This is a genomic window from Ruegeria sp. HKCCD7296 (assembly GCF_013110775.1).
Classification (GTDB): Bacteria; Pseudomonadota; Alphaproteobacteria; order Rhodobacterales; family Rhodobacteraceae; genus Ruegeria.
This window is the reverse complement of record NZ_WVRF01000014.1, coordinates 85,169-101,374: the sequence shown is the minus strand read 5'-3', so window position 1 is coordinate 101,374 and position 16,206 is coordinate 85,169. Positions and strand designations below refer to the sequence as shown.

16 protein-coding genes are annotated in these 16,206 nt (G+C 58.5%); 1 reads left to right on the top strand and 15 read right to left on the bottom strand.

From position 1 onward, the window contains the following. The first annotated feature begins 17 nt into the window (after nt 1–17). Nucleotides 18–1,064, top strand: coding sequence for a glycosyltransferase (locus GS632_RS17185; RefSeq protein ID WP_171722230.1), 1,047 nt, complete (start codon nt 18–20; stop codon nt 1,062–1,064). 57 nt (nt 1,065–1,121) lie between these two features. Here the strand turns inward: GS632_RS17185 and GS632_RS17180 are convergent, their stop codons facing one another. The 15 genes from GS632_RS17180 to GS632_RS17110 all read right to left on the bottom strand — a co-directional run bounded on the left by GS632_RS17180 (nt 1,122) and on the right by GS632_RS17110 (nt 16,165). After that, on the bottom strand, nt 1,122–1,379 hold the full coding sequence (locus GS632_RS17180) for a hypothetical protein (protein ID WP_171177206.1): 258 nt from the start codon (nt 1,377–1,379) through the stop codon (nt 1,122–1,124). 13 nt (nt 1,380–1,392) lie between these two features. Then, the gene (locus tag GS632_RS17175; RefSeq protein WP_171177204.1) at nt 1,393–2,085 is read right to left on the bottom strand and encodes a NapC/NirT family cytochrome c; all 693 of its coding nucleotides are present in this window, start codon (nt 2,083–2,085) and stop codon (nt 1,393–1,395) included. 29 nt (nt 2,086–2,114) lie between these two features. Beyond that, nucleotides 2,115–2,552, bottom strand: a complete 438-nt coding sequence (locus tag GS632_RS17170) for a nitrate reductase cytochrome c-type subunit (protein WP_171177202.1) — start codon at nt 2,550–2,552, stop codon at nt 2,115–2,117. A 12-nt stretch (nt 2,553–2,564) separates the two neighbouring features. Next, entirely contained in the window at nt 2,565–3,482 is a 918-nt protein-coding gene (gene napH / locus GS632_RS17165) for a quinol dehydrogenase ferredoxin subunit NapH (RefSeq protein ID WP_171177200.1), read from the bottom strand. Further along, nucleotides 3,479–4,297, bottom strand: a complete 819-nt coding sequence (gene napG / locus GS632_RS17160) for a ferredoxin-type protein NapG (RefSeq protein WP_171238281.1) — start codon at nt 4,295–4,297, stop codon at nt 3,479–3,481. Before napG ends, napH begins: the two co-directional genes overlap by 4 nt. Nucleotides 4,298–4,324: 27 nt before the next feature. Continuing rightward, nucleotides 4,325–6,817: a nitrate reductase catalytic subunit NapA gene (gene napA / locus GS632_RS17155; RefSeq protein ID WP_171177196.1), complete on the bottom strand. Its 2,493-nt coding sequence runs from the start codon at nt 6,815–6,817 to the stop codon at nt 4,325–4,327. Beyond that, the gene (locus tag GS632_RS17150; RefSeq protein ID WP_171177194.1) at nt 6,814–7,107 is read right to left on the bottom strand and encodes a chaperone NapD; all 294 of its coding nucleotides are present in this window, start codon (nt 7,105–7,107) and stop codon (nt 6,814–6,816) included. The genes napA and GS632_RS17150 overlap by 4 nt, the downstream gene beginning before the upstream one ends. After that, nucleotides 7,107–7,643: a ferredoxin-type protein NapF gene (napF, locus tag GS632_RS17145; protein WP_245224427.1), complete on the bottom strand. Its 537-nt coding sequence runs from the start codon at nt 7,641–7,643 to the stop codon at nt 7,107–7,109. The genes GS632_RS17150 and napF overlap by 1 nt, the downstream gene beginning before the upstream one ends. Before the next feature lie 109 nt (nt 7,644–7,752). After that, on the bottom strand, nt 7,753–8,649 hold the full coding sequence (locus GS632_RS17140) for an FAD:protein FMN transferase (RefSeq protein ID WP_171177192.1): 897 nt from the start codon (nt 8,647–8,649) through the stop codon (nt 7,753–7,755). After that, complete coding sequence (locus tag GS632_RS17135) at nt 8,646–9,161, bottom strand: nitrous oxide reductase accessory protein NosL (protein ID WP_171177189.1); 516 nt, start codon at nt 9,159–9,161, stop codon at nt 8,646–8,648. The genes GS632_RS17140 and GS632_RS17135 overlap by 4 nt, the downstream gene beginning before the upstream one ends. After that, the gene (locus GS632_RS17130) at nt 9,158–9,979 is read right to left on the bottom strand and encodes an ABC transporter permease (protein WP_171177187.1); all 822 of its coding nucleotides are present in this window, start codon (nt 9,977–9,979) and stop codon (nt 9,158–9,160) included. Before GS632_RS17130 ends, GS632_RS17135 begins: the two co-directional genes overlap by 4 nt. Continuing rightward, nucleotides 9,976–10,869 carry an ABC transporter ATP-binding protein gene (locus tag GS632_RS17125; protein ID WP_171177185.1) on the bottom strand — a complete coding sequence of 298 codons (894 nt, stop codon included), beginning with the start codon at nt 10,867–10,869 and terminating at the stop codon, nt 9,976–9,978. The genes GS632_RS17130 and GS632_RS17125 overlap by 4 nt, the downstream gene beginning before the upstream one ends. Beyond that, complete coding sequence (locus GS632_RS17120; protein WP_171177183.1) at nt 10,859–12,115, bottom strand: nitrous oxide reductase family maturation protein NosD; 1,257 nt, start codon at nt 12,113–12,115, stop codon at nt 10,859–10,861. Before GS632_RS17120 ends, GS632_RS17125 begins: the two co-directional genes overlap by 11 nt. A gap of 3 nt (nt 12,116–12,118) precedes the next feature. Further along, on the bottom strand, nt 12,119–14,026 hold the full coding sequence (gene nosZ / locus GS632_RS17115; RefSeq protein ID WP_171177182.1) for a TAT-dependent nitrous-oxide reductase: 1,908 nt from the start codon (nt 14,024–14,026) through the stop codon (nt 12,119–12,121). A 15-nt stretch (nt 14,027–14,041) separates the two neighbouring features. Next, nucleotides 14,042–16,165: a NosR/NirI family protein gene (locus GS632_RS17110; protein WP_216599077.1), complete on the bottom strand. Its 2,124-nt coding sequence runs from the start codon at nt 16,163–16,165 to the stop codon at nt 14,042–14,044. Between the last annotated feature and the right edge of the window lie 41 nt (nt 16,166–16,206).

Here is a 16,206-nt window from a genome sequence, read left to right as displayed (position 1 = left end):
CCGCAGGATTGTGTCGGATGACCAGCGACAAAAAAATGGCTGTCGTGCTGTGCACGGACGAAAACCAGATTTGGCAGGCGGCCTATGCGTTGGTGCGATCATTCTTGCTCGACACGACCAACGAGATTCAGCATTACCTTTATGTCTCGGCTCAGGTAGATCCGCGGTTGGAAACTCTGTTTTCAAGATATTTCAGGATCGTCTATTGTTTGGACGATATTGTCCCGCCCGAAAAATTCAAGTCGCATGGTTACGTGTCCCAGGCGACTTTGCTCAGGCTAAAAGCACTAGGCGATCTGTCTCATTTGCACGAATTTGTACTGTATCTTGATAATGACATCGTGCAACGTTGGGGGTCGCCGTCAGACCTGATGCAGTTGCAGGGTTTTGAACAGCCCATTGCGGCCGTGGCCGATAACACCCGCTGGACGCAGGGCCGGTTCTGGAAAAACGCAGACTTCAATTTATTACCTGCAGGCGCGCAGCAAAAGTACTTCAATGCCGGTATGCTGTTCGTCAACAGCAGGGCTTTGATTGCGGAAAACATCTTTGAAAAGGCGCTTGGCGCGTTGACTGGTGCGAGTGATCCTCTGCCCTTGGCCGACCAAAGCGCACTTAACATTGCTGTGGACGGAAACTGGCTAGAGTTGTCGCCATCGTGGAATTGGCAGCACTCATACCTGCCGGGCAAGATCATAGCTTTGCTGAACCCCCGTTACGTTCACTTTACAGGACCAGTCAAACCCTGGGCCAACACGACCCGCGAAATAGAAGAGATCTATACCCTGTCCCTTTTGGCTTTTCTAAAGCACTTCGGACTTGATGATGTGCATAATGAAATCGCGGCTGAGAATTTTCCGAAGAAACGTCTGACGCACTACATGAAAAGAACGCATGGCATTTCGGAGAAAACGTTGTCCAGATACGACAAAAGCTTGCCCTACTTTTCAGACGGCACATTTGCAGACCGCCAATCCGGCATTCTTGCTTTTGGGGCGGATGCCGAAAGGCAGGACTACCCGTTTCCTGAACTGTTTAACTTCCTTGGATTGAATCCAGATTGAGCCCTAAGGTCTGTTGGCGTGTGTCGGTCCCGCCGGGGTGGCGGAACCGGATCTATGTCAGGCCGTAGAACCCTTGAGTCGAATGGCCGTGCCCAAGCTGCCTGCGCAGACACCGACCACGACGGCGATGACAAGCTCTAAACCTTCGACTTGCGCGAATTGAAAGCCAGCAAACACCAGCGTTTCGAATATACCGACTGCGCCACCCAATGCCGCGCCCAGCCACAGCTTGCGGGTCATCATGCCAAGGGCCAGCCCCAGAATGCCGGGCAGGCTTAGGATGTTGCCGCCTATCGTTCCCAGTATCTCTAGCATCTCCGCTCCCCCTTCAATTCGAGCTGTTGTTCAGGAAGTCACGGATATCGTCGCCAGATGCGGTCGCATGTTCTTCCAGAACTTCGCCTTCAAGTCCCGCGGTCACATTCTCATATGTTTCCAGGTAGTTCGGCGGCAGGCTGTGCGCGATACCCTGGTGGCAATCGATACAGGTCATGCCTGTGTCGATAGCGCGCTGGTGTTCCGACGCGGCGCGGGTTTCCTGAATGGTAAAGTCCATATAGTCGAAGTTGTGACAGTTGCGGCATTCGCGGCTGTCGGACGCTTTCATCTTTTTCCACACCGCCGAGGCCATTGCCAGCCGGTGATCCTCGTATTTCTCGGGCGTGCTGATGGTTCCGGCAAGCTCGTGATAGACGTCTTTCACGGCCATGATCTTGGCTTTGATCTTGTGGTTCCACTCATCCGGAACGTGGCAATCGGAACAGATCGCACGCACACCGGAATGGTTGTTGTAGTGGATCGTCTCGCGGTATTCGCCCAGATTCGTTTCCATGGTGTGGCACGAAACACAAAACTCTTCTGTATTGGTCAATTCCAGGGTCCAGTGAAACCCACCCCAGAACAGGATACCGGCCAGAAATCCTGCAAGGATCAGAAAGCCCGAGCTGAACATTACCGCCGGTGTCCAGATCGCGTTCCACAGTCGACCTAAAAAGCCGCGTTTTTCGGGGGAGTCTGCCATGTCGCTGCTCCTTTCAGTCTTGAGTTGAATCAGTTGCCAGTTGAGGGCTGGAACACGTTATCGACCAGCGGCGGCGCGTCCGCTTGCGGAACGTGGCACTGATTGCAGAAATACCGGGTTCCTGCGATGCGATCCAACTCGCGGCCTTCGCGGTCCAGATAGTGGGTCATCGAAAGGGTCGGTGCATTTCTCTCGCCAGCTTTGGACCAGTCATGGCAGGACAGGCACTGATTGGTGCGCACATCGATCTGATATTGTTCGATCGAGTGTGGGATCAGCGGCGGCTGCTGGCGATAATTGCGCTGCATCCGTCCTTCTACATTTTTGTGGATTTGATCCAGCGGGATCGGTTCGTCCACGTCCGCGCCTCGCAGGGTTTCAACTTGTACGGATTGCGCGAGGGCCCATCCGCTCAGCAACAATACGGGTAGAAGGGCAATTCCGCCTGTAACGATTGATCTTTTCATCTTGGCACTCCCCTAGATAGGTCTGGCAGCGCGCGGTTCAGGCGCGGCAACTGGATCGGAAGGTTGAACGACGTGGTCGTCAAACCGGTGAGTAAAGTTAAAAACGTCGACTGCGCAGACATCGATGCAACGTCCGCAGTTTGTGCAGTCGGGTGACAGGATCAGTGGCGTGTGTCCCGACTTGCCTTTCAGCGCGGGTGAGATCACCTGATTTTCCGGACAGACCGCATAGCAATCCATGCAGTCGTCACAGGCGGCGCGATTGGTGGCGCTTACACGTAGCAGGCTTTTTGACCCGATCAGGCCATAGAACGCACCGACTGGACACAGATGACCACACCAGCCATGACGTGAGACAATCACGTCAAAGATAAAGATCGCGGCAATCATGGCCCAAACAAAACCCATGCCGAAAACCAGTCCGCGATGGAGCATGGTGATCGGATTTACCAGCTCCCACGCGATCACACCGCTCAGGCCCGACACAAGCAAGACAGTTGCCAGAACCCACAGGCGCGAACTGCGCTTGGGCTGCCAACCTTTGGGCAGATCCAGCTTGCGATGCAGCCAGTTCGCGGCATCCGTCACCGGGTTGATAGGGCAAACCCAGGAACAATAGACCCGACCGCCGATCAGCGCATAAACCGCCAAAACGATCAGCCCGCCGATCAGTGCCGTCACCTCAGGCAAATGACCCGCAACGAAGCTTTGCAACAGGATGAAAGGGTCTGTCAGGGGCAACACGCCCAGCGTCAGCGACCCCGCCAGGTTTCCTTCCACGATCCATATGCCGAACCACGGACCCAGCAGAAACAGAACCAGAAAGAACAGCTGACTTACGCGGCGCAATAACAGATAGCGATGTGCGCCGATCCAACCTTTGCTTTCGACTGCCTCGTGACCTACAGGCATATGCGTGCGGGCGCTCATTGTCCGACTCCGGGTAGTTCATATCCGGGGGCAAACCCGCCCGGAGAAACCAAGTTGTCGGTGCCAGGTCCTGGCAAACGGTCGGGCAAATCAATGATCCCTTCGACAACCGGCGCGCCCTTGGCAGCCTTTTCTTCCCAGCCTTTCCGGTAGTGTTCTGCCGAACTACCACGCGCCAGCCGCGTAGGCAGAACCTTGATGGCTGCTTCGGGTAGAACACAGCTTTTTTCGCACATGCCGCAGCCAGTGCAGCGATCGGAATGGACGGTCGGAATGAACAGCGCGTGATGACCGGATCGAGTATTATGCTCGGTCTCGAGCGTGATCGCTTCATCAATCACCGGACAAACGCGGTAACAGACATCGCAACGCAGGCCGAGGAAGTTCAGGCAGTTCTCTTGATCGACCAGCACCGCGACGCCCATTTTGGCATCGTCGATATTGTCCAACCCGGGGTCCAATGCCCCTGTTGGACATGCGGTCACACAAGGAATGTCGTCGCACATTTCGCAGGGAATATCCCGCGCGGTGAAAAACGGCGTTCCGGTTGCTACCGCATCCGATCCAAGTTCGGCCAGCTTCAGGGTGTCGTAGGGGCAATCCCGCACACACAGACCGCAGCGGATGCAGGCCGACAGAAACTCCTTTTCCGGCAATGCGCCGGGCGGGCGCAAAGCCTCGGCTGGCAGCGCGCGGGCGTCGCGGGCCAGATAGGCCAGCACCGACCCGGCGACAACGCAGCCGCCCGCCGCGCGGGCCGAGTCCTGCAGGAACCGGCGCCGTTGCGGCGAAAGGGGTGTGTCGACAAGAGGCATGGGAATTACCCGTACAATCCTTGCTGGTTACGCGCGCTCGACCTTGCAGGCGCACTTCTTGAAGTCGGTCTCTTTCGAAAGCGGGCAGGTCGCGTCCAGCGTCAGTTTGTTGGTTAACTGATGCTCGTCGAACCAGGGCATGAAGACCAAACCACGCGGCACCTTGTTCCGGCCTCGGGTCTCCACTCGGCTGGTGACTTCCCCGCGACGGGTGGACAGGACAATCTCTTGCCCGCGCCGCAAGCCGCGATCACGCGCGTCTTCTGGGTGCATGTACACCACAGCCGACGGATAAGCGCGGTGCAGTTCCGGAACCCGGCGAGTCATCGAGCCCGAGTGCCAGTGCTCCAGAACGCGGCCCGTTGACAGCCACAGATCGTACTCCTCATCGGGCACTTCGGCGGCAGGTTCGTACGGCGCAAAGATGATCTTGGCTTTACCGTCTTTGTGACCGTAGAACTTCACATCCGCGCCTTCGGGCACGTAGGGGTCATATCCTTCGCGGAAGCGATAGAGCGTTTCCTTGCCATCCACGACCGGCCAACGCATGCCGCGTGCCTGATGATACATGTCGAACGGAGCAAGGTCATGCGCATGACCACGCCCGAAATCGGCATATTCCTCGAACAAACCTTTCTGGACGTAGTAACCGAAATGCTCGGCATCGTCGTTGTCGAAGCCTTCCGCAGTTTCGGACAGCGGGAATTGGTCAACCTTGCCGTTGGCGAACAGCACGTCATACATGGTCTTGCCGCGATGTTCGGGCATCTTGGCCAGCAGCTCTTCGCCCCAGACCTCTTCGACGGTGAAGCGTTTCGAAAACTCCATCAACTGCCACAGGTCGGATTTCGCTTCGCCCGGCGCCTTGACTTGTTGACGCCAGAATTGGGTGCGGCGTTCCGCGTTGCCATATGCACCTTCCTTCTCGACCCACATCGCGGTGGGCAAGATCAGGTCGGCAGACACCGCCGTAACTGTCGGATAAGGATCAGATACGGTGATGAAGTTTTCCGGATTGCGGTAACCGGGATAGCCTTCTTCGTTGATGTTGGGCGCAGCCTGCATGTTGTTGTTGCACTGAACCCAGTAAGCGTTCAGCTCACCATCTTTCAGTTTGCGGTGCTGCAACACGGCGTGGAAGCCGGGCTTTGGCGGGATGGTGCCAGCCGGAATGTTCCAAGCGGTTTCGCAAATTTCCCTGTGCTCATCATTCGCGACGACCATGTCGGCGGGCAGGCGATGGGCAAAGGTGCCGACCTCACGCGCGGTGCCACAGGCCGAGGGCTGACCGGTCAGCGAGAAGGGCGAGTTGCCGGGTTCCGATATCTTACCCACCAGCAGGTGCACGTTGTACATCAGAGAGTTCACCCAGGACCCGCGTGTGTGCTGGTTGAAGCCCATGGTCCACAGGCTCATGACCTTGCGTGTTGGGTCTGCATATTGCTGCGCCAGTTTTTCCAGCTTATCCGCAGGGACGCCGGACAGCTCGGAAGTGTACTCCAGCGTGTAGGGTGCGACAGCCTCGGCGTATTCCTCGAAACTGATGGTTTCCAGCTTGCCCGAGTTCGGGTTCGCGGCTTCCTGCTGCAACGCATTGGTTTCACGCAGGCCATAACCGATATCGGTTGCGGTCTTAGTGATATTGACGTGGTTACGCACGAAATACTCGTTCACCGCGCCATTCTGGATGATGTAGTTGGCGATATAATTCAGGATTGCCAGGTCTGTCTGTGGTTCGAACACCATTCCGTTGTCGGCCAGTTCGAACGAGCGATGCTCGAAGGTCGACAGTACATGCACTTCGCATCCCGGTTTTGTCAGGCGCGTATCCGTCAGGCGCGACCACAGGATCGGGTGCATCTCGGCCATGTTCGAACCCCACAGCACGAAGGTATCGGCGTGTTCCAGATCGTCATAGCACCCCATCGGCTCGTCGATGCCAAAGGTACGCATGAAACCCACAACAGCCGAGGCCATGCAATGGCGTGCATTGGGGTCGATATTATTTGACCGGAAGCCTGCTTTCATCATTTTGGCCGCAGCGTAACCTTCCCAGACGGTCCATTGGCCCGAGCCGAACATGCCGACGCTGGTCGGGCCTTTCTTGGCCAGGGCCTCTTTCCATTTGGCGGCCATGACATCAAAGGCTTCATCCCAGCTGACGGGCTCAAATTCACCGTTCTTGTCGTATTCGCCGTTGGTTTTGCGCAGCAGTGGGGTGGTCAGGCGATCCTTGCCGTACATGATCTTGGACAGGAAATAGCCTTTGATGCAGTTCAGACCCCGGTTCACGGGTGCGTCGGGGTCGCCTTGTGTGGCGACAACGCGGCCATCCTTGGTGCCAACCAGAACCGAGCATCCAGTGCCGCAGAAACGGCAAGCGGCCTTGTCCCAGCGAATATCGGGCGCATCGGCCTGCGCATTGGCCTGACCGGCGGCCATCGGAATGCCAGCGGCCGAGGCCGTTGCGGCAGCGGCGGATGCCTTTAGAAAAGTACGACGGGATTCAGAAACAGTCATTGCATGGGCCTCCTGCTGGTCGGTTGGCTTTGGGCATTTGATTGCGGAGATGTCTCCGCCGGATCTTCGAAATGGTGATATGTCAGCGACAAAGAGATCACGCCGGGGATCTGGTGCAGATCCATAATGGTGTCCGAGGCCAGCTTTTCAGCGGTATCCTCGACAACCACTACAAACCGGCCATCCTCGGCTTCGGCATGAAGCTCGACGCCTTGGGTTCCAGTCATTGCCGCACGCGCGGCGTCGGTGTGATCTGGGGCGATGTGGACGAGACAGCCACAGATATTCATTAGGTCACCTCCGGGTGTTGTGGGGTGGGGCGGTGCATCGAGATGGCCCCGGCGGGGCAGGCAGCAGAGCAGCTTCCGCAACCGATACAGACTTCGGTATCAAGCGCAGGCTCCGCCCGTCCGCCCAGTTGCAGACGAAAGCGGATGGCGTCTTGCTCGCAATTGTCCTGGCATACGCGGCAGCTGACCCCGTTCATTGACAGGCAGCTTGCCGCATCAACTTGTGCACGCCACGGCCATTGGGCCACACGTTCGGGCAACAGCGCAAGTGTTGGGCACGCTTGGGCGCAGTCTCCACATAGGGTGCAACCATCTGCGGAAAAGTCGAGAGTGGGAAAACCACCGTCATCGAATGTGATGACGTTTTCGGGGCAAGCCGAGGCGCAATCCTCGCAGCGTGTGCACAGATCTGCAAAGTCCGAAACGGCCGCGCCCGGCGGGCGGATCGCATCGCGATCTTCCCTAAGTATGCGCGCGCTGAGAAAAGCGCGTCTACTCGTCATCTGGCTCATGGCTGGTGACTCGAATGTGGACATTTTTTGTTCGCGTGTTTGTTTTGATAACCGCCAAGTCGCGAATCTGACTTGATCCAAGTCATATTCGTTCAGAAATTTTATTGATCACTTTGACACTTTGGCGGCTTTCTTAGGCGTTCAATTCAATCCGGGTGCCGGGAAACCGTTGAACAATTTCCTCTGCGTGACTGTCTGGGGCGGCGCATATGGCGGTTGAAAGCCCATCTGCTAGGCTTGCGTTCGGTGCTGAAACCGAAACTGTTCTGTTGCGGCGCACTGGCCCTGCAGAGGTGAGGATATGTCCAAGCCCGTGACCTAGCTGTGTGCCCAAGGATGACGACGTAGCAACGGCGCGGTTCCGCAACGCAATGCGTTTCAACACCCTTTGATCCGGTTTGGCCAACCCAACTTTCCAAGGCGTTCCATCGCTTCGCGTGCCCAAAGCGGCGACCTCTCCCATGTTTACCAGAACATCTCGCAAGCCAAAGTCGCGTAGCAGAGCAGCGATGCGATCGGTGATGGCACCCTGCGCGATGCCGTTCAACGTCAAGGCCGATTGGCCCGGATCCGGAAGGCGCACATTAGACGCGTCAAAAGACACTTTTTCCCAACCAACCAGGCGTTGAGCCTCAATCAAGTCTTTGGGGCGAGCCCCGTTCGCCAAACCCAACCACATCGGTTGAATACTTGGATCGAACGCACCTTTCGAAGCTTGGTGCAGGGCTGTGCACAAGCTCAACACATTCAACAATTCCTGAGCCGGAGCAGTAAGTACACCGTCCCGGTTCAACCGGCTCAGCTGCGAGTCTGGGCGGTACAAGCTAAAGATGTCTTCCAGTCGGGAAATTTCCGCTTCAACAGCAGCAATGATCGGTGCGGCATCCGTGTTCGACAAACCAACCAGCCGCAAACTTGCAGCAGCACCCAACGCCGTTCCATTCCATCGCGCGTCCGAGGCCCATGCCGGGTTCGCCGCCGCGCACGCGGCTGAGATAAACAGAAATCGACGGCGGGATAGGGCGGTCATACAGGGGTCTCCAACGACAGATCAAGATCAACAGGGCCGAGCACTTCTGCATCGGGGATGTCTGGAAGGGGCATCGCCGTCCCGCCGTAAGTGTCAACAAATGTCTGAGCGTCAGTGGGATTGGCAAACGGCACCACCTCGCGCGCGCCCATGCCCCCGGCCACATTGCCGCCGACGACAAAGGTCGCGTCATTTGCGGCGATCCAGTTGGATATCCCCGGCTGGCGCCAACTTGGCGCAATTCCCATATCGCTGACATAAACGGCCGTGATTTTCGCGTCACGTTCCGGACTTTTGAGATATGCCACCATGTCCCGCACTTGCGCAAAGAACAGTGGGGCTGGGTAGCCTTCCAGGTGAATCTGTCCCTTGGGTCCGCCATGCTCGGCGATGTTCATCTGGCAGAAGAAACTCAGCGCATCTGGGGTCAGATCGACCGGATCGGGGGCTTCGGCGACCTCTTCCTTGCAAGCCGCCAGCGCGACCAGCGCGATCAGCGCGAGACGTTTCATGGTTCAACCCTCCGGAATGCAAGCCGGGCGAGGGCGAAGGCCAACACGGGCCAGATCAGCAGAGACGCAGGCGCGGCCCAGACGGGAAGGGCTTGCGCAGCCCCGGTCATGCCGGATGCCATGGCCACGCCTTCGGTCGCGGCGATGTTCCACAGTCGGAATGCGTCGGCCGGGTTGGCCACCATCACCCATGGAAAGACGGATTGGGTGAAGGTGCCGCCCTTGTCCATGACGACGGCCCCCAACAGGCCCAGATCATAGAGGACGACAAAAACCAGCCAGAGCCCGGCCGACAAACCCGCCGCCGCCGTGGCCCCCTTTGCCAGGGCAGACAGAAGGTATCCCAGCGCCAAAAACACGGCGCCCAACAGGATCGAAGTGAGGATGAGGCGCGCCAGTGCCATTAGGCTTTCGGGCCCTGCGCCGCCAAAGAACGCGGCCACCGCGCCTGCGGTGCCGAAGCCGACGGCCATGGCAAAGGCCAGCGCCGCCAGATGGGCGGTGAACTTACCCAACAGGATTTCCCCGCGACCCGCCGGGTAGGACAACAGCAGCGACAGGCTGCCCCGATCCAAGTCGCCTGCAATCGCGTCGAACGAGATCATTAGGGCCAGCAAGGGCGCAAGATAGACCGACAAGGTGGTCATCGACGCGACCGAGACGGTCAGCATGTCCACGCCCAGTGTGCCGGTTGGTGCGCTGCCCGCAAATGTAAGGGCTAAAGCGAACAGCACCATGATCAATGTCGCAACCAGCAGCCAGCGGTTGCGGCTCAGGATCAGCATTTCGGTGCGGGTGACGGCGAGGAAGCGGGTCATTTCAATTCCTCCTGTGCGTAATGGCGATAGAGGTCTTCCAGTTTCGGCGGTGTCATCTCGACATCCGCCACCGCGTCGCCCATGCCAGCGATGCGGCGCAGGGCTTCCATCTTGTCGGCTGGGCTACAGAGTAGTTCCACCGACGCGCCGTTGATGCGGCTGCCGCCCAATTCGGCGGCCAAGGCATCAGCATTGACGCTGGCGCGTACTTTCAAGCGGATCGGTAGACCGGCCAAAGCCGACAGATTGTTCAGCGTGTCGTCGGCGACCATCTGACCCTTGCGCATGATAGCGATCAGATCGGTGCGAGCCTCGACCTCGGTGAGCGCGTGGGATGCGATCAGTACGGCGGTGCCTTGCGCAGCCAGCTCGTCGATGATGGCATAAAGATCCTGCCGGGAAATCGGGTCCAAGCCGCTTGTCGGCTCATCTAACAGCGCCACTTTTGGCTGGCCCAGCAGCACCTGCGCCAGACCTAATCGCTGCCGCATGCCTTTCGAATAGGCACCAATCCGGCGGTCCAGCGCGTCGCTCAGGCCAACGCGTTCCAGAAGGCCGGGCACATCAGCTTTTGCGCCGGACAGTTTCGCAAACAGAGTCAGTTGCTCGCGTCCGGTCAGGGCAGGGTGGAACGACACTGCCTCGGGAAGGTAGGCCGTCTCGCGCCGCGCTTGCGCGCTGCCCGGGGTTGCCTCTCCGATCCGGATTGTTCCACCGTTGATCGGCGTCAGGCCGAGGATGGATTTGATCAGCGTCGACTTGCCCGCGCCGTTATGGCCCAGCAGCGCAACGCGCTGTCCAGAGGCAAGAGACAGGGTGATGTCGTCAAGGACGCGGGTTTTGCCTCGGTCCTTGAGAACATGGTCGATTGACAGGGCCTTATCCGTCATGAGGCACCTTTTTCATTGCTGGGGGTTCAGGGGCTTGCATCAGTGGATTGCTGTCCATCACACCCCCCGGCAGCAGCGCCGGGAAGGCCGATTGCGACCAGCGCACCAGCTGCACGGCAGGGGAGCCGAGCAGCAGTTTGGCTGCGGGTTGGGTCCACAGCACATGGTCCATCGAGTCATTGGGGCGATAGGGGGCATCGGCAATGCCGTTGCCGTCCACATCAAAGGCGGCGAAATCGGACCAGTAATTTCCGCGCCCGTCCTCAGACCACTCGACCCACTTGGTCGAGACGTATTTCACCTGTGTCCGGTTGCCGACAAAGGCGTTTCCAACGATGCGATTGCGCTCGCTACCAGCGGTAAAATGGATGCCGATGCCGCACCCCTGGAACCAGTTGTCGGTGAATTCGTTCTTGTTCGAGTTATACAGAAAGGTGCATTTCTCTTTCGCACCTTTCACAACGTTGCCGGTGATGACGCTCTTGTTGGCATAGTTCAGCATCACGCCATGTTCGCGGTCGCCAATCGAGACATTGTTGGCCACGGTCACATTGGTCGTAAACATCACCGCGTAGCCCAGATCGTTACCGATCGAGACATTGTCGCTGACCACTGAATTGTCCGCGTACATGTAATGCACCGCGAAACGCAGATCGCGGAACAGGTTGCTGGTAAAGGTGTTCTTCTTCGACGAATTCACAAAGATCCCGTCGCGGCCATAGCGAATGTCGTTGTCTTCAACCCGCGCACCCGGCGCATTCCAGACATAGACGCCATTGCCGCGGTCGTTCATGCGCTGGTCTTGTCGTCCTTCGATCCGGTTGCGCCGCACGATGCTGTCTTTCGCACCGTGGATGTCGATGCCATAGAGATTGCCTAGCAGGACATTATCCTCGACCACCGGTGCGAATGCCGTCTTGGTCAGCTGGATTCCGCTGTCGATCCCGTCATGGTCCGAGCCTGAGCCGATCACCGTCAGCCCGCGCACCGTCACGCCCGGCCCGGTCACGGTGATAACGCTGCCTTGGCCTTGTCCGTCGATGGTGGCCTGTCCCAGCCCGTCAAGGGTGACGGGCCGGTCCAGAACCAACGTTTCAGTATAAACACCGGGGCTCAGGCGGAGGGTGTCTCCATCCGCCGCCTGCGCCAGTATCTCGTTGATGGCCCCCGCCCGGTTGGGCACATCCCAGTCCGCCGCCCAAAGGGGCGAGCCGAGCAGGAGCGGTATGAGCAGGGACCAGCGCATTGCTTATGCGCTCCGCGGCTCAACAAACATCCGGCCGCGCATCTCCATGTGCAGCGCATGGCAGAACCACTGGCAATAATACCAGTGTACACCAGGACGGTCGGCGATGAAGGTGACAGACGCGGTGGCTTGTGGTGCCACTTCCATTGCGATACCGAAGTTCGACAGGCACAGCCCGTGGGTCACGTCATCCACGTCATCCAGGTTGGTGACATAGATGGTTACTTCATCACCCTGTTTGACTGTGAACTTCTCCATGCTGAAAACTGGCGCGGTCGAGGTCATGTAGACGCGGACCTTATTGCCGTCCCGGATGGGCTCTTCGGCACCTTCGTCCAGATCAACACCATCGGCCTCGGCCTGTTTGCGGGCATCTTCCCACATCGGATCATTTCGATCCCAGACATTGACCGGGTTCACTTTGGACCGGTGCACAAGGATCGAGTCGTGCGGTTCCGCGAAGGTCGGGCCATCATGAACTACCTTCATCTTGTCGCCCGAGATGTCGATCAACTGCTCGTTTTCAGGCTTCAGCGGACCCACGTTCAGGAAGCGGTCTTTCGAGAACTTGTTCATCGAAATCAGCCACTTGCCATCGGCTTCGGCGGTCTCACCCATCGAGGTCGAGTTGTGGCCGGGCTGATACTGCACATCCACCTTGTCGAGGATCGGATCAACGTCCGAACCACCATAGGCTTCGATGGCCTTGGCGATGTCCCATTTCACCACCTGGCTGTCCAGGAACAGGGTGGTGTAGGCGTTGCCCTTACCGTCGAACGCAGTGTGAAGCGGGCCAAGACCCAGCTGCGGTTCAGCCACGATCGCGGAACGCGGGTCAGCGTTGTCTGCAAACAGCGCGTCCACTTTTTCGACATCAATCACGGACACGGTCGGCGAAAGCTTACCGTTGATCATGATATGCTTCTTGTCGGGCGCGGCGTTCACACCATGCGGCGAGTTCGGGATCGGGATGTAACGGGTCAGGTTGCCGCCTGCCTCTTTGCGCCCGTCCACGACCTTGACGCCGTTCAACTCTTGATAGTTGCCGGCAGCAACGGCCTCTTCGATGCCTTTCAGGTTGAATACGACCACGTGGTCCAGTTCATTCTCGGTCATCTCGGCCAGATTCATGCCCATTTCCGAGTTATATGAGGTGGAGAAGGCGTATTTGCCCTGATAGTCGCAGTCGGTGTTGTCGAGGTTACCAGAGACCATCACCTGCCACGCGATCTCCATCGTATCACCATCGATGGCGGTGAAGATGTTCACGTATTGCGACGGATCGTCGAGAATCTGGCCGTCGTTGACCAGCGGTGCCTCGTGTTCGCCATTGGCAAAGACATAGCCGGTGCGTGGATATTTCTGCGGACGCAGGCCGTGAATATCGTGTGCGTTCGGGATCTCGATGATCTTGTCGCATTTCATCACGTCGCAGCGTACGCGAGCCACACGGGTGTTGGCCTTGTCGTTCATGAACAGGTAACGACCATCATAGGTGCCATCGGTGAAAGACATGTGTGGGTGGTGCAGGTCCCCGTTGTCATAGGTGACCTTGCCGTTCGCGGCTAGGAACTCTTTGGTTTCGGGCAGCAGGCCTTCGGTCAGAATTTTCAGCGACTCATTGGTCTGACCCCAGCCGGTGGCCGAACAGCGATTGAATACTGGCACCCGCATCAGCTCACGCATCGAGGGCACGCCCAGAATGCGCAGCTCACCGGTCTGGCCCGAGGACCAGAAGCCATAGTACTCGTCCAACTCGCCGGGCTCCAGATGAGCATTAGCGGCGGCGCTGGCCTCTTTGGCGGTCATCAGGGTGCTGCCCAGACCGGTCCCGGCCAGCACGGCGCCAGTTGCAGATGCACCCAGCAGCCCGCGGCGTGTGACGTTTAGTTTCTTGTCATGTTCCGACATGATCGTTCCTCCTTTTTAGGAAACGGATTGCGGTTTGGCGTTCGGATGGTTCGCCGGTGGTTGCCCGAGGGGGGTATTAGGTGTGACCGACCCTGTCTTGGCCCGCCGTTTCAACTGGCGGATAACGACGGGACATTTGTCCTCGGACTGGTAGAGCACCTGACAATGCAGGCAGGTGACGCACTCGTTCGGATTGATCTCGCCTGTGGGGTGGATCGCCTGAACGGGGCATTCGTTGGCGCAGGTCTGACAGGGGCTGCCGCAATCCTTGTAACGGCGCAGCCAGTCGAACATGCGGATACGGGCTGGGATCGCGAGCGCCCCGCCCAGCGGGCAGAGGTAGCGGCAGTAGAACCGTTCGATGAACAGCCCGATCCCCAGCAGAGCCAGCGCAAAGACCACAAATGGCCAGTCGCGCATGAATTTCAGAATGATCGCGGTCTTGAACGGTTCGATCTCGGCATAGGTTTCTGCCAGCGGGATTGACACAAAGCTTAGGCCAAAGAGGCCAAGGAAGATCATGTATTTCGCAGGCCAGAGCCGTTCGTTCAGACCCCAGGGCAAAGTCCATTGCGGCACCTTGAACGCCCGCGCGATCTTGTTGGTCAGTTCCTGCAGCGCGCCGAACGGGCACAGCCAGCCGCAATAGGCCCCGCGCCCCCAAAACAGCAGCGCTGCGGCCACGGCGAACCATTGGATGAACACCAGTGGATCCAGCAGGAAGGCATCCCAGCTGAAACCGGTGCGCAGGCTGCCTGCCAGCGCCATCAGGTTCACCACGCTCAGCTGCGCATTGGCGTACCAGCCGATGAAGAACAGAGTCATGGTCAGGTATCCGATGCGGAACCAGTAGAAGACACGCGCGTCCATGGTGGCATGGAACTGGAAGAAGAACGTCGCTGTTAGCACCAACAGCATCACACCCAGAACCGCGATCTCGACAGTACGGTCCTTCCAGATGCGCTGCCATAGTGCGGCTTTGGCGGCGGCTTCACCGGTGGCGTCATCGACCACCACGGGCGCGGCGACCGGCAGCAGGTACTGTTCCGGCAGCTTGTAACCCAGATCGAAGGTTAAGAATGTCTTTTCGACAGCACCAATCGCGCGTTGCACCAGCAGTTGCAAACGGAACGGTTCAGCCGGATCAAACTCGGCATCGGCGGGGATTTTGAAGATGTCGAGTTCGGTAAAGCTGGGTGCATCCGGCGCGGCAACCTTGCCCAAACGGCGCTGTTGTTTGTCAAAAAAGCGCACCGAGCTGTCGCCTTGGATCAGCTGAATCCGGTCAAAGATGCCACCCCGCACATAGCCCGATCCCTTGAAACTGTAAGCCCCGCGTCCCAGCACCAGAATGGCTTGCTCGCCCTCATCCAGCCAGTTCAACAGGTTATGATATTCGGCCTCGCCCAGCAGCGACTTGCCGATCGACGGAACCGAGACAAGCGCCATATGCATGTCGATGAAGGTGTCATCCGGTTCGCCTGGTTCCGGGCGTTTGATGGCCCGTTGATCGCCAGTGGCCTCGAACGCCGCGTTGACCTGCCCGATATCCAGCGTCAGCCGCCGGACCGAGCCGTCGCCCGACAGGGTGGTCCAGTCGTAAACCGCATCCTGCGCCAGATCGACCTCGCGCTTCGGTCCATCGGCCTGCAGCGGAGACAACCCACCCAGCCCCAGCGCCCGCGCCACCTTGATGCCGCCGCGCACAAGGCTGTCGTCGATGACCATGATCGTGACCGTCGCGCCCGAGATGATGTCGAGGTCATGCCCCTCGCCACCGGTTTCGGCCTCGACCCTAAGGTCCAGACCGGCATAGCCTTCGGTCAGCTCGACCATGCGGGAATTGGGGATCCCGATCAGAACGATGGGTTCCGAATGCTTGACCAGTTGCACGCCAGTCAGCACCGCATCCTCATCGATACCGGCGACCACATGGATGGGTTTGCCGGAATACCCTGTCGTGCCCACAAAGTCAGACGTCAAGAATGCCCAGGCGACAGTTTCGCCATCCTTCAGGACAGGCGCTACCGGAACGTCGTCACGTACCGGGCCAAAGGAATCGGCACCGGGGGCCAGATCGGCGGGTTCAATCTCGGGCAGGAAACTGGCCAGACTGTCGGCATGGGCGCTGATCGCCATCAGGCAGGACAGGGAGAAAGCCAGCAGGAAATGGATTGCGC

Coding starts and splice junctions, on each gene's coding strand:
- napF (WP_245224427.1), bottom strand. CDS start 7,643: ATGTCCACATTCGAGTCACCAGCCATGAGCCAGATGACGAGTAGACGC.
- nosZ (WP_171177182.1), bottom strand. CDS start 14,026: ATGTCGGAACATGACAAGAAACTAAACGTCACACGCCGCGGGCTGCTG.
- GS632_RS17110 (WP_216599077.1), bottom strand. CDS start 16,165: ATGGCGATCAGCGCCCATGCCGACAGTCTGGCCAGTTTCCTGCCCGAG.
- GS632_RS17140 (WP_171177192.1), bottom strand. CDS start 8,649: ATGACCGCCCTATCCCGCCGTCGATTTCTGTTTATCTCAGCCGCGTGC.
- napH (WP_171177200.1), bottom strand. CDS start 3,482: ATGAGCGCCCGCACGCATATGCCTGTAGGTCACGAGGCAGTCGAAAGC.
- GS632_RS17130 (WP_171177187.1), bottom strand. CDS start 9,979: ATGACCCGCTTCCTCGCCGTCACCCGCACCGAAATGCTGATCCTGAGC.
- napA (WP_171177196.1), bottom strand. CDS start 6,817: ATGACTGTTTCTGAATCCCGTCGTACTTTTCTAAAGGCATCCGCCGCT.
- GS632_RS17170 (WP_171177202.1), bottom strand. CDS start 2,552: ATGAAAAGATCAATCGTTACAGGCGGAATTGCCCTTCTACCCGTATTG.
- GS632_RS17185 (WP_171722230.1), top strand. CDS start 18: ATGACCAGCGACAAAAAAATGGCTGTCGTGCTGTGCACGGACGAAAAC.
- GS632_RS17180 (WP_171177206.1), bottom strand. CDS start 1,379: ATGCTAGAGATACTGGGAACGATAGGCGGCAACATCCTAAGCCTGCCC.
- GS632_RS17120 (WP_171177183.1), bottom strand. CDS start 12,115: ATGCGCTGGTCCCTGCTCATACCGCTCCTGCTCGGCTCGCCCCTTTGG.
- GS632_RS17125 (WP_171177185.1), bottom strand. CDS start 10,869: ATGACGGATAAGGCCCTGTCAATCGACCATGTTCTCAAGGACCGAGGC.
- napG (WP_171238281.1), bottom strand. CDS start 4,297: ATGCCTCTTGTCGACACACCCCTTTCGCCGCAACGGCGCCGGTTCCTG.
- GS632_RS17175 (WP_171177204.1), bottom strand. CDS start 2,085: ATGGCAGACTCCCCCGAAAAACGCGGCTTTTTAGGTCGACTGTGGAAC.
- GS632_RS17150 (WP_171177194.1), bottom strand. CDS start 7,107: ATGAATATCTGTGGCTGTCTCGTCCACATCGCCCCAGATCACACCGAC.
- GS632_RS17135 (WP_171177189.1), bottom strand. CDS start 9,161: ATGAAACGTCTCGCGCTGATCGCGCTGGTCGCGCTGGCGGCTTGCAAG.